Source organism: Flavobacterium sp. (assembly GCF_046073885.1).
Taxonomy (GTDB): domain Bacteria; phylum Bacteroidota; class Bacteroidia; order Flavobacteriales; family Flavobacteriaceae; genus Flavobacterium.
Window position 1 is genome coordinate 1 of the sequence record NZ_JBJTND010000050.1, and the last position, 13,307, is coordinate 13,307.

Here is a 13,307-nt window from a genome sequence, read left to right on the forward strand (position 1 = left end):
GTCAGTGGCAGTGCGGCAGCCTTGTCGAGCCCCAATGCCGGTAGCTACACGACCACGGTCAGCTACAGCCTGAGCGATGGCACCAACGGCGGTCAGGCTGGCAACTACAGTTTGGCCGACAGCACCGGCGTGAGTGCGGTGATCAACAAAGCCATCCTGACGGTGAGTGCGCCAAGCATTGCCGGCAAAACCTATAACGCCAGCACGGCGGCGGGCGCGGTGACGGTGGGCACGCTGAGTGGCCTGGTAGGTACCGAAACGCTGGGGGTCAGTGGCAGTGCGGCAGCCTTGTCGAGTGCCAACGCCGGTAGCTACACGACCACGGTCAGCTCATACCAGCCCAAAGTTTGTTTTGGGTCGCCATTTTAGTGCTTTTATAAAAGTTGTAAACTAAGGAACCGAATAAGAAAATAATAAGCAATAAGGCAACCGGATAGTATTTTAATTTATTGAGTAGCGCCGAATTTCCGTAGTATAAATATTGAAATTTCCCTGGAGAATATTCCAATTTGATAGGCTCATTTTCTGATTTTAGTTTTCTTAAAAAGGCAGCCAATTTTATTTTATCATTTACAATATCTTCATCAATGTTATTACTGTTAACAATTACATTATCCTGAATTGCAATTATTGGAATTCTTGCATTTTGAATGATCTTTAGTGGTAATTCGGTATCGGCATTTTCATCGGCATTGTTCAATGTTTTTAATGCCGAAGCCCATTGCTCCATTTTTACACGCTCTTCATTTTTGAAAATTTGAAAAAACGAATAGGTATTCCATAAAATTAGGCTTATAATAAGAAAGGAAGCCATAATGATAACCCATCGTGTAATATTTCTTTTCTCTGAAAACTGCATGAATAAATTTTTTTTTAAATGTAAGAAAAAAATGATTGCTGCTACAAAATGAATTTGTTTTGAAATAAAAATTCATGATGCATTTTATATCTTTGTAAAAATTGATTCGATATGGTAACTATAAATCCTAAAGATGTTGGTACAGCAAAGCTTCAAGGCTATTTGCAAAGTGCCATTGCGCCAAGACCTATTGCATTTGCAAGTACGGTAGATAAAAATGGAAATCCCAACTTGTCTCCCTTTAGTTTTTTTAATGTATTTAGTGCCAATCCACCAATATTAGTTTTTTCTCCGGCACGACGCGGTCGCGATAATTCGGTTAAACACACATTAGTTAATTGCCAAGAAACCAAGCAAGTTGTAATTAATGTGGTGAATTATGACATCGTTCAACAAATGTCTTTATCCAGCACCGAATATGGAGATGGCGTAAATGAATTTGTTAAAGCAGGACTTACAGCACTTCCTTCCGAGGTGGTAAAGCCTTATCGAGTAGGTGAAAGTCCGGTGCAAATGGAATGTGTGGTTAACGAAATTATTTCATTAGGAACCGAGGGCGGAGCAGGAAATTTAATTATTTGTGAGGTCGTTCGTATTCATATTAATGAAGCCGTTTTAGATCCGAATGGAATGATTGATCCATCCAAAATTGATTTGGTTTCCCGATTGGGAGGTAATTGGTATTCTAGAGCCAACCAAGGTTTATTTGAAGTAGAAAAACCATTGGCAACACTAGGAATTGGAGTAGATGCAATTCCGGAATTTATTATAGAATGCGGTATTTTTAATGGTAATGATTTAGGAAAATTAGGAAATGTTGAAGCGTTGCCAAGTGAAGAAGAAATTACTATATTTGTAAAGCAAAATTTTGAAATTAAAGCAGTTTTAAGTGCTGATGATGAGGTTAAAAAATTTCAATTAGCCAAAGAATATTTAGACAAAAACGAATCGTTAACTGCATGGAAAGTGCTTTTAGCAAAAAAATAAATTAGAATTATTATGGAAGTATTAGGAAAAGTAAAAGTGATTAACGCAGAGCAACAAGTAAGCGCTTCGTTTAAAAAAAGAGAATTAGTAGTTACTACAGATGAGCAGTATCCACAGCACATTATGATTGAGTTTACTCAAGATAAATGTGATATTTTAAACAACTATTCAATTGGTGATGCAGTAAAAGTATCTATTAATTTAAGAGGTAGAGAGTGGGTTAATCCGCAAGGAGAAACTAAATATTTCAACTCAATTCAAGGATGGAGAATTGAAAAAACACAATCGGATGCTCCAGCAGCTCAAGGGATGCCACCGGTTCCTGCAGCAGAAACTTTTGCTCCAGCAACTGATTTTAAAGAAGAAGAGCACGACGATTTACCTTTCTAATAAGTTAGAAGTCTAAGATAGAAGTCAGAAGTTTAAGTAGTACTTGAATTTCTGGCTTTTTTATTGATGTGAAAATTCCGCTATGTATTTTTTATCTAAAGAATTGTATTTCCCTCCTGTTGAAGAAGCCAATTATGAAGGCATTTTGGCCGTTGGTGGTGACTTATCTATTGAGCGATTGCTATTAGCGTATACTAATGGTATTTTTCCTTGGTATGATTCGGATGACCCAATTCTTTGGTGGGCTCCACTCCAGCGGATGGTGGTCAACCCAAAAGATTATAAGGCTCCAAAAAGTCTGAGGAATATCATTAATAGAAATTTATTTGAGGTTACCATCAACCAAGATTTTACTGCTGTAATTTCCAATTGTCAAAAAATTGAACGCAAGGGTCAAGATGGGACTTGGATTTCTAAAGAAATAATACATTCCTACACAAAACTTCATCAAAAAGGGAAAGCTATTTCATTTGAAGTATGGCAAAATAACGAGTTGGTTGGCGGTTTGTATGGCGTAGATTTGGGTCACGTTTTTTGTGGGGAAAGCATGTTTTCTAAAGTTCCAAATGCGAGTAAAGTGGCTTTTGTAAAATTAATTGACTACTTAAAAGAGCGCAATTATTTGCTTTTAGATTGCCAAGTTCACAACGACCATTTAGAAAAATTAGGTGCTTTTGAAATCTCTAGAGACCTTTTTATGAAAATTTTACAAACTCAGCTTTAAATTCCGAACACTACAATCTAGTCCAACAACTTTCAATATGATCATTAACCATTCCGGTGGCTTGCATGTGAGCATAAACAACGGTGGTCCCCACAAATTTAAATCCGCGTTTTTTTAAATCCTTGCTAATTGCATCAGAAAGTGGAGTTGAGGATGGGATGTCTTTTAGAGTTTTCGGATTGTTATCGATGGGTTTTCCGTTGGTGAAATTCCAAATGTATTTTGAAAAAGTCCCAAATTCCTCTTGCACTTTTATGAAAGCAATGGCATTGGCAACTGCAGCTCTTATTTTGAGTTGGTTTCTAATGATTCCGGCATCCAAAAGTAATTCTTGAATTTTTTCTTCCGAGAATAAAGCGACTTTTTTGTAATCAAAATCGGCGAAAGCCATCCTAAAATTCTCCCGTTTTTTTAAAATGGTGTACCAACTCAAACCAGCTTGAAAAGTTTCTAAGATTAAAAACTCAAATAATTTTTGATCCTCATAAACAGGCTTTCCCCATTCATGATCGTGGTAATTTCTGTATAAATCGTCTTTTTCGCACCAAGCGCAACGAATTTTATTTTCCATGAATGTATTTTTCAATTAAGGAATGCCCCAAGTAGATTAAAGGAGTTAATAAAATGGCAATTACTAATTTCACAAAATATCCTGTTATTGCCGAAGCAATAAAAATTTCGGTGGTCATTTTTCTTGTCATCCAAAAGGCAATACCCAACACAATGAAACTATCAAATAACTGAGAAATAACAGTAGAACCGGTACTTCGTAGCCAAATCATTTTTCCACCGGTTTTATTTTTTACAAAATGAAAAATAGTCACATCAATTAATTGGGAAACCATAAATGCAGTAATACTACCCACAATAATCCACATACTTTGGCCAAAAACGCCATTAAATTGGTCGTCGGTAATTAAGTTTGCGCCTTTCATAGCTGGAATTTTCATGGCAATGAATAAAATAGCGAAGGTGTAGATGATCAAACTGGCAGTAATTAATGATAATTTACGCACTCCTTTTTCTCCAAAATATTCGTTGATTAAATCGGTGGTTACAAAAACTATAGGCCAAGGCAATATTCCTACACTCATTGGAACTCCAAAAACAGTTATTAATTTTCCGCCAATTAATTCGGCTACCACCGCATTGGTTATAAAGATTCCCGCAAGAATTACATAAACGATATCTTTTTTATTTTGAAACATTGTGCTCTTAATTTACCTAGCCTCAAAGATATAGTTTTTTGTAATTGTTTTATACATTAAATAATAACTAGAAGTTTACTTTTAAAGCGATTATTAGGCTTTCAAATTGTAAGTTTTGCCTATATTTGTTATCAAATTTTGAAGCTTGAAAACTAATATTGCCATAACCTCTTTGTCTACTATTTCGCCTTTAGGAAATACACCAGATGCTATTTGGCAAAATTACCTTTCCGATGAATCATTGATTTCAAGTAAAAAATACAATAATCAAAAGTATTTTGTAGCCACAATTCCGAATGAATTAAGAAATGAAATAGAATTGCTGCGAAAATCAGATATTAAATATAAGGCTTTAGACGAAACCGTATTGTTGGCAATTCTAGTTTCAAGACAAGCAATAAAAAATGCGGGTTGGAAAGCAGGAGATGAATTCGGAATTAATATAGGATCGTCAAGAGGAGCCACTCAATTATTTGAAAAATACCACCAAGAATTTTTAAAAACAGGACGAACGGCAACACTCACTTCGCCTACCACTACTTTGGGAAATATATCCTCATGGGTGGCACACGATTTAAAAAATAAAGGTCCTGAAATTTCGCATTCCATAACCTGTTCTACCGCCTTGCACGCCATTTTAAATGCAGTTGCTTGGCTTCAATCGGGGATGGCCACTCAATTTTTAGTTGGAGGAAGCGAGGCACCTTTAACGGCTTTTACTTTGGCACAAATGCAAGCATTAAAAATTTATGCGAATGAAGAACCGGAGTTTCCTTGTAAAGCATTTGATTTGAGTAAAACAAAAAACAGCATGGTTCTTGGAGAAGGAGCTGGCGTTGCTTGTTTGGAGATTGGAAATTCTAAAAATGCATTGGGTTATATTGAAGGAATAGGATATGCAACAGATGATTTAGAACACAATATTTCTATTTCTGAGGAAGCGAATTGTTTTCAAAATTCGATGAAAATGGCTCTTCAAAACACAGATTTAGATGAGGTAGATGCTATTGTGATGCATGCACCTGGAACCATAAAAGGCGACAGTTCAGAATATAAAGCTATTTTAAAAGTATTTGGAGATCAGCATCCGATGCTCACCACTAATAAATGGAAAATAGGCCACACTTTTGGGGCTTCTGGAATGTTAAGTTTGGAATTGGCGCTATTAATGATACAACACAATCAATTTGTTGAAGTACCCTTTGCTGAAAAGCAAACCCCTAGAAAAAACATTCGTAAAGTACTAATTAACGCAGTTGGTTTTGGAGGAAATGCGGTAAGTATTTTAGTTTCTAAATAGACTTTTCTAATTGCTTTAGCTTTTCGTAAATTTTATCACTTTCCCAACCTTTTCGCAGCAGAAAGTCACAGAATTTTTTTCTTTTTTTTGAAGAATCTCTTTCTGGTAATGTTTCCCAATGTTTTTCAGATAAGATTTCGAAGGTTGTTTCGTATTCTTCTGAAGGAATTTCTTTGAGTGATTTTGTTATTAAAAAATCGGAAATTCTGCGGGCTTTTAACTCGTTTTTAATCCGAATTTTACCCCATTTTTTTTGGTGGAATTTACTAATTGTAAATAAAGAGGCAAATCGTTCTTCATTAAGATAATTATGATCAATTAAATGAACAATTACCCTTTCTTTATCTATAGAAGCGATATCAAATCCTCGCAATTTTTCTTGCACTTCTAGATGGCATCGCTCTTGGTAAGCACAATAGCTTTCCATTTTTTGAATTGCTTCAGAAATTGAACTTACAGGTTTAGAATTAATAGCCAAGAATAGTGGGGATTTTTGTTAATAATTTAATATTACAAATGTATTGAAATCCTGTTAATTAGAATTAATTTTGAACTCTGTATTTTTTAACCCTAAAATAAATTAATTTCAAAAAAATGAAGTTAAAATTACTTTTTATAGCGCTGTTTTGGGGAATAATCTCTTGGGGACAGAGTTTTTCAGGCACCTACCCATTTACATCGGTTACCACTTCATCTGGATCTAATGATCCAACTGCTGTTCCAACAGCAACTGGAGTTACTTTCGGACCTTTTTCATCTGTTGGATTATCTACGAATCCCAATGCAGGAGGTAGGTTTTCATTTACAGGAAATGATACAGGGGCTACAAACGGGAGTGATGTATTTACGGGGTCGCTAAACATTGCAAAATATTATCAAGTTACTATAACCCCGCAAGCTGGATTTACTTTAGATATTAATTCAATTACTTTTACGCTGCAAAGGTCAGGGACGGGTATACGACAATATGCCGTTAGATCTAGTTTGGATTATACAACAAATTTGCCTGCAAGTATTGCTACAGCAAATGCAAATCTATCAGTAGTGTCTAATAATATATTCCAAGTTGTAGACTCCTCTACTTCTGCAAATCTTGGAAGTACAATCACCTTAGGCTCCGCCTATGATGTAATTAGTTCTGCTATTACTTTTAGATTTTATGCATGGAATGCAGAAGCTGCAGGTGGTACATTTAGTATTGATGATGTGGTTATAAATGGAGTTGCAAGTCCTGCTTGTACTCCGCCTTCAATTCCAAATGGATCTATTTCTGGGACTTCACCTGCTTGCGGTTCTACATTATTGACCTATTCTGGTACTGCAACGGCACCAATTATGAATTATTGGCAAACTTCTGTTAACGGTACTTCAACAATTAATAATGCGACAGCGCCATTAAATGTTTCTACTTCTGGAAATTACTATGTTAGGGCTTTTGATCCAAATTCTGGAGCAACTGGTTGTTGGTCATCAGCACTTGGACCTTATGCAGTTACAATAAATAACACACCAAGTTTTACTACTAATCCTGTAAATAGTATTATAAGTGAGACGAATTCAACTAATTTTAGTGTTGTTGCCACTGGAGCTGGCTTAACCTATCAATGGCAAGTTAATACCGGCTCCGGATTTGTAAATTTAAGCAATAGTGCTCCATACAGTAATGTAACAACGGCAACAATGACTGTTTCTTCTGTAACGCTTGCAATGAATGGTTACCAATATCAATGTATTGTAAGCGGAGCATTACCTTGCGCTAGCATTACTTCTTCAGCCGCTACTCTATATGTTACAAATAGCAATCCAAATAACCCACTTAATGCAGTTGCATGTTATGGAAATAATTCTGTTTTAGTATCCTGGACTGCTTCTATACCAACTGCAGTAGGTTCTATAACTCCAGATGGATATATGGTTTTTGCTTCACAAGGAGCAACTGCACCAACTTCAACGTTACAATTTGATGCGAGTTCATACAGCGCAAATTCTAATTTTAGCTTGGCTACAACTGCGACTCCAGCAACCCTAGGAAAATGTGTTTATATTGGCTCAGCGACTACTGCAACGATTACTGGATTACTAAACAATACTAATTATTCCTTTACCATATTAGCGTATAAAGGAAATACGCAAACGGGTTGGTCTTACGGAATTAACTCTTCGGGCTCATGGAATATTACTAATGTTACGATTAATGTACCCAATGTATCTGCTTTAGCGGCATCAATTGAAAATGCTCAGTCTACAATTACTTGGAATAGGCCAACACCTTTATCGTGCTATGATGAATATTTAGTTGTTGCAAATCAGGGGGCAGTCACTTTTACTCCATCTGGAGATGGTAGTTCGTATAGTGCAAATTCAACATATTCTTCGCCAAATCAAGTTATTTACAAAGGAACGGGTAGTAACTTTATTGTTTCAGGATTAACTAATTATTTGAATTATTGTTTCAAAGTATTTGTAAGAAGAGGTACCGAATGGAGTTCGGGTGTAAGCATCTGTCAAACCCCAATCTTAATTTATTGTCCTTCAAGTGGTACAACAGTTTTTCAAACTTCTATTACGAATGTATCAATTAATACAATCAATAATACCTCAGCAAAACCATCTGGTTATTCGGATTATACGGCATCTCAGTCTACTAATTTACAAAAAGGGGCAATGTATCCATTATCTGTTAAATTAAATACAGATGGAAACAATACCGTATTAGCTTATGTTTGGATTGACTTCAATCAGGATGGTGATTTTTTTGATTTTGGAGAAGCATTTGACTTAGGTTCAGCTACAAATACAACAAATGGTTTAACTAATGTTTCACCAATTAATATTACAATACCCGCAACAGCAATTTTAGGAACTACGAGAATGCGTGTAATGGTGACTTATAATAATGATTCTTCTGCCTGTGCTACCGGTTTTGATGGAGAAGTAGAAGATTATTCAATAGTTATTACTGCAGGATGCTCGCCAACGGCAGCTATCACAAGTTTTGTTCCCACTAGTGGACCTGCAGGAACAGAGGTAACTATTTCTGGTTCGGGATTTACTTCTAGTACTTTAGTGAAGTTTAACAGCAATGCAGCAACCGTAATTTTTGTAAATAGCAGTACTCTAATAGCTACGGTTCCTTCTGGAGTAACTAATGGGTTAGTATCGGTTACAGAAGGAAATTGTACAGCGAATTCGACCACTAATTTCAATCAACTTTCGAGCTCTGGTAATTGTTCTTCTGCAAATAATTTAAATGGATTAATCATTTCTGAAATATACAGTTCGCTTACAGGAAAATCTTTTTATGCTGAATTATACAATCCAACATCAGAAACAATTGATTTAGATGCAATTGGTGCAGATTATAAGTTAATTCGATATGGTGATATAGGACAAACTAATGGAATTCATACTATTGAATTATCCGGGACAATTCATCCTGGAGGGATTTATTTAGCTGATTTAGGAATTGATTCTATTTGTGGATCTTTAGGATTTAATTATTCTAATAAAAATTACACACTTAATGAAAATGATGAAATTCGATTAACAAAAAACGGAGTTCTTCAAGATTTGGTTTATTGCCCAAATGAATTGGGTTATTCTATTACAAGAAATGTATCTGCTGTGGGGCCATCAGTAATTTACAATACTACTGATTGGACAATTCAATCGTCTGAGTCTTGTTTAAATTTAGGTAGCGTTCCTTTTACCTATGTTTCTAATATGCCCTCTATAAATTTAAACCCAGTAGATAATAGTGTTTGTGGGACTACTGCAAATTTTACGGTTGGTGCTAGTGCTTCAAGTGGAATATTAACTTACCAATGGTATTTTAACGATTCTGTTTCTTCAACATGGGCACCCGTAATTTCTAGTTCTTTTTCGGGGGTTAGTATTTCTGGTGAAACAACACCAACACTTAATTTGACAGGTAATTTAAATTTATTTTCAAATTATCAATTTTATTGTAAACTACTTTTAAACGGAACTTGCACTGCTTATTCTAATGCTGCCCAAATTAAAGTTATTTCAACAACATGGAATGGAATAGCTTGGAGTAATGGAACTCCAAATGCTAGCACTCAGGCAATTTTTTCAGGAAATTACTCTTCAAATTCAGATATGTATGCTTGTTCATTGATGGTAAATTCTGGAACGGTACAAGTAAATTCCAATCATAATTTTGTAGTTACAAATGAAGTAATTGTTTCTGGAGGGTCTTTAATTTTTGAAAATAATTCGAGTTTAATTCAAATAAATAATGCAGTTAATACGGGGAATATTACTTACAAGCGGAATACTACTCCGATGAAAAAATACGATTATACCTATTGGTCATCACCGGTTAATTTCCAATCATTATTTGGTCTTTCACCATTAACTTTAGATGACAAGTTCTTTCGATTTGATCCTAATATTGGAAATTGGGCTGTAGTTTCTTCAAGTAATTTAATGAATATTGGGAAAGGATATATTGTTCGTGCCCCTCAAAATTTTGATCCAGTAAATGCAACAATATATAATGCTTCATTTATTGGGGTTCCAAATAATGGAATTATAACTACTCCAATTCAAGTATCAACTAGTGATTACAATTTAATTGGAAACCCTTATCCTAGTGCAATTAGTGCCGATTTATTTTTGTCTGCATCCGCGAATACCTCGGCTGTTGATGGGACAATTTATTTGTGGACACATAACACACCAGTAACCAATTTGCAATATTCAAGCAATGATTATGCTGTTTACAATTTACTAGGAGGAGTTGGTACAGCTGCCGTTAATCAAGGAATAAACAATTCTACACCTAATGGAACTATCGCTTCGGGTCAGTCATTTTTCATTAAAGGATTAACGAATAATGCTACTGCAACATTTTTAAATTCCATGCGATTGGTAGCAAATAACAGTCAGTTTTTTAAAACACCGAGTATTTTAAATCCGACAAATTTTGAAAGCCAAAAACATCGATTTTGGTTAGGTATTACAGATACTTCGGGGAGCTTTAAACAAACTTTAATTGGGTATGCAAATGAAGCAACCTTAGGTTTTGATAGGGGTTATGATGGTTATTTGATGAATCCTACATCGGTTTGTATTTATTCATTAGCAGAAAATAACGCACTTTCCATTCAGGGTCTTCCACTTCCTTTTTCAGAAAGTGATGAGGTCCCAATTGGTATTCATTTAGAGTCATCAGGGAATTATAAAATAGGATTGACAAATTTTGATGGACTTTTCAATAGCCAAGATATTTTTTTGAAAGACAAACAAGAAAATAGTATTCATAATTTAAAGCAAGGAGATTATTCATTTTCTTCTTTACAAGGAACATTTAATAATAGATTTGAAATTTTGTTTCAAAACAATTTGTCAAATGTTAGTGCTCCATCAATTAATGCAAATTCCGTTGTAATATATAAACCCAACCAAGAATTATTTATTGATGCTGGCTCTATTTTGATTTCTAAAGTTAAGGTTATGGATGCAAGAGGGAGTGTATTATTGGAAAAAGAAGTCCATAATACCAGCAAAACTTCATTACAACTTTCAGCGATTAATCAGTTGTTATTTATAGAAATCACTTCCATTTCGGGGGATAGTATTACTAAGAAGTATGTAAATTAGAATTAAAAAAAGCGACAAATTTTTGTCGCTTTTTTAAAATATTATTTCCCTTTTGTAGATGCTTCAAGATTTCTTTCAATTTTATGATCCGGTCTTGACCATTTTGGTTTTTCACCCAACGATTTAAATTGAGAATCTTCAGCCTCCACCGTTTTTGGTTGCATTACTTTGATAAATGGTTTTTGAGGCATTAAGCCTAATGTTTCAAACATTTTCATGTCTTCGTTTACATCCGGATTTGGAGTAGTCAATAACTTATCACCAGCAAAAATTGAATTTGCTCCAGCAAAGAAACACATGGCTTGCCCTTCACGGCTCATTTCGGTTCTACCTGCAGATAAACGAACTTGAGTTTCTGGCATTACAATTCTTGTAGTTGCAACCATTCGAATCATTTCCCAAATTTCAACAGGCTTTTCATTTTCCATTGGAGTTCCTTCTACGGCAACCAAAGCATTAATTGGCACCGATTCGGGTTGTGGATTTAAAGTTGAAAGTGCTACAAGCATTCCGGCACGATCTTCAATACTTTCCCCCATTCCGATAATTCCACCACTACAAACGGTTACATTAGTTTTACGAACATTGTCAATAGTTTGTAAACGGTCTTCAAACCCTCTAGTGGAGATTACTTCTTTATAATAATCTTCTGAAGTGTCTAAATTATGGTTGTAGGCATATAAACCAGCTTCTGCAAGTCGTTGTGCTTGATTTTCAGTAAGCATTCCCAAAGTACAACATACTTCCATGTCTAATTTATTAATGGTACGAACCATTTCTAATACTTGATCAAATTCTGGTCCGTCTTTAACATTTCTCCAAGCTGCACCCATGCAAACACGAGAGGAACCACTCGATTTTGCTCGTAATGCTTGCGCTTTTACTTGACTTACACTCATTAAGTCGTTCCCTTCAATATCGGTATGGTAACGCGCTGCTTGAGGGCAATAGCCACAATCTTCAGGACAACCTCCCGTTTTTATTGATAATAAGGTAGATACTTGAACTACATTAGGATCGTGTTGCGCTCTATGTATAGTTGCTGCTTCATACATTAAATCCATTAAGGGCTTGTTGTATATTGCAATAATTTCTTCTTTGGTCCAGTTGTGTTTGGTAATACCCATTTGATACTAATTTTAATGTTTCAAAAGTAGTTAATTACTTTTTATCTTACAATGTTAAACTTTACTATTGTTGAAGTACGTACTGCAAAAAATCTTATCTTTTTCTAGTTGATTTTTTAGCGCATCAATCGAATCAAATTTTTGCTCATTACGGATAAAATCGATTATTTCAATTGTAATTTCTTGATCATATAGGTCTTTATCAAGATCAAAATAATTTACTTCGATGGTTTGATTTTTTCCATCTACGGTTGGCCTATTTCCTATATTCATCATTCCAAGACAGCTTTCTTCGTTTATATTACTTTTTACAAAATAAACCCCATTCATAGGAATTAACTTATGGTCATCATGTAATTTTATATTTGCAGTAGGAAAACTAATTGTTCTGCCTAGCTGATTTCCTTTTACAACGGTTCCGCTAAAAAAATAATTATATCCTAAATAATTATTTGCTAAAGTAATAGCGCCACTTTCTAGCGAATTTCTAATTTTAGTTGAACTAACAGCAATTTCATCAATTTCTTGCGCATCGATTTGTTCAACTTCAAATCCATATTTTTCCCCAAAACCAATTAAATCATGAATATCTGCAGTTCTATTTACACCAAATCGGTGGTCATAACCAATAATAATTTTTTGAATTTGAAGTTCGTCAACTAAGACTTTTTTTACAAAATCTTCAGCATTTAATTGCGAGAATTCTTTATTAAACGGATGAATAATTAAATTATCAATTCCAATTTTTTTAAGCAATTCTTTTTTTTCTTCAATAGTAGTAAGCAATTTTATTGGGGTGCCATTTTGCAATACCATTCGGGGATGCGGATAGAAAGTTAATACGGCACTTTCACAGTTTGCTTCTTTTGCATTAGAAATAATTTTCTCCAAAATTCTTTTATGACCAAGATGTACTCCATCAAATGTGCCAATGGTAGCAATTGTTTTTTTATTTGGAAATTCAAAAATGGAGTTGTAGGTATTCAAAAGTTATTATTTTATTGCAAATTTAGATTAAATAGAATTAAAAAATAAATTTAGATTGATTTCGCCAAATAATAGTATAACTATAGCCTTTATATCT

The 13,307-nt window shown here is 34.7% G+C and carries 11 protein-coding genes and 1 pseudogene; 6 read left to right on the top strand and 6 right to left on the bottom strand.

Going from position 1 to position 13,307, the window contains the following annotated elements:
* The first annotated feature begins 162 nt into the window (after positions 1-162).
* Positions 163-369 carry a YDG domain-containing protein gene (locus tag ACKOWY_RS07005; RefSeq protein ID WP_408940757.1) on the top strand — a complete coding sequence of 69 codons (207 nt, stop codon included), beginning with the start codon at positions 163-165 and terminating at the stop codon, positions 367-369.
* On the opposite strand, the pseudogene ACKOWY_RS07010 reads toward ACKOWY_RS07005, so the two are convergent.
* A pseudogene (locus ACKOWY_RS07010) lies at positions 329-859 on the bottom strand (sensor histidine kinase); the annotation flags it as partial. The gene ACKOWY_RS07005 and the pseudogene ACKOWY_RS07010 sit on opposite strands and share 41 nt — an antisense overlap.
* Positions 860-970: 111 nt before the next feature.
* Between ACKOWY_RS07010 and ACKOWY_RS07015 the strand changes: the two are divergent.
* The 3 genes from ACKOWY_RS07015 (at position 971) to aat (ending at position 2,960) form a co-directional block, all read left to right on the top strand.
* Positions 971-1,846 (top strand): flavin reductase family protein, encoded by an 876-nt coding sequence (locus ACKOWY_RS07015; protein ID WP_408940729.1) that lies wholly within the window; start codon positions 971-973, stop codon positions 1,844-1,846.
* A 12-nt stretch (positions 1,847-1,858) separates the two neighbouring features.
* Complete coding sequence (locus ACKOWY_RS07020; protein WP_408940730.1) at positions 1,859-2,236, top strand: DUF3127 domain-containing protein; 378 nt, start codon at positions 1,859-1,861, stop codon at positions 2,234-2,236.
* A gap of 82 nt (positions 2,237-2,318) precedes the next feature.
* Positions 2,319-2,960: a leucyl/phenylalanyl-tRNA--protein transferase gene (aat, locus tag ACKOWY_RS07025; protein ID WP_408940731.1), complete on the top strand. Its 642-nt coding sequence runs from the start codon at positions 2,319-2,321 to the stop codon at positions 2,958-2,960.
* Positions 2,961-2,970: 10 nt separating this feature from the next.
* On the opposite strand, the gene ACKOWY_RS07030 is transcribed toward aat, so the two are convergent.
* Complete coding sequence (locus tag ACKOWY_RS07030) at positions 2,971-3,531, bottom strand: DNA-3-methyladenine glycosylase I (RefSeq protein ID WP_408940732.1); 561 nt, start codon at positions 3,529-3,531, stop codon at positions 2,971-2,973.
* Entirely contained in the window at positions 3,521-4,168 is a 648-nt protein-coding gene (locus ACKOWY_RS07035; protein ID WP_408940733.1) for a queuosine precursor transporter, read from the bottom strand. Before ACKOWY_RS07035 ends, ACKOWY_RS07030 begins: the two co-directional genes overlap by 11 nt.
* 145 nt (positions 4,169-4,313) lie before the next feature.
* Here ACKOWY_RS07035 and ACKOWY_RS07040 point away from each other — a divergent pair, with 145 nt between their 5' ends.
* Positions 4,314-5,468, top strand: coding sequence for a beta-ketoacyl synthase N-terminal-like domain-containing protein (locus ACKOWY_RS07040; protein WP_408940734.1), 1,155 nt, complete (start codon positions 4,314-4,316; stop codon positions 5,466-5,468).
* Here the strand turns inward: ACKOWY_RS07040 and ACKOWY_RS07045 are convergent.
* The gene (locus ACKOWY_RS07045) at positions 5,461-5,895 is read right to left on the bottom strand and encodes a regulatory protein RecX (RefSeq protein WP_408940735.1); all 435 of its coding nucleotides are present in this window, start codon (positions 5,893-5,895) and stop codon (positions 5,461-5,463) included. The two genes, ACKOWY_RS07040 and ACKOWY_RS07045, sit on opposite strands and share 8 nt — an antisense overlap.
* Before the next feature lie 167 nt (positions 5,896-6,062).
* Between ACKOWY_RS07045 and ACKOWY_RS07050 the strand changes: the two genes are divergently transcribed.
* Positions 6,063-11,096 (top strand): beta strand repeat-containing protein, encoded by a 5,034-nt coding sequence (locus ACKOWY_RS07050; protein ID WP_408940736.1) that lies wholly within the window; start codon positions 6,063-6,065, stop codon positions 11,094-11,096.
* A gap of 41 nt (positions 11,097-11,137) precedes the next feature.
* Here the strand turns inward: ACKOWY_RS07050 and bioB are convergent, their stop codons facing one another.
* Both bioB and ACKOWY_RS07060 read right to left on the bottom strand, forming a co-directional pair.
* Positions 11,138-12,223 carry a biotin synthase BioB gene (bioB, locus tag ACKOWY_RS07055; RefSeq protein WP_408940737.1) on the bottom strand — a complete coding sequence of 362 codons (1,086 nt, stop codon included), beginning with the start codon at positions 12,221-12,223 and terminating at the stop codon, positions 11,138-11,140.
* A gap of 54 nt (positions 12,224-12,277) precedes the next feature.
* Positions 12,278-13,210, bottom strand: coding sequence for a bifunctional riboflavin kinase/FAD synthetase (locus ACKOWY_RS07060; protein WP_408940738.1), 933 nt, complete (start codon positions 13,208-13,210; stop codon positions 12,278-12,280).
* Between the last annotated feature and the right edge of the window lie 97 nt (positions 13,211-13,307).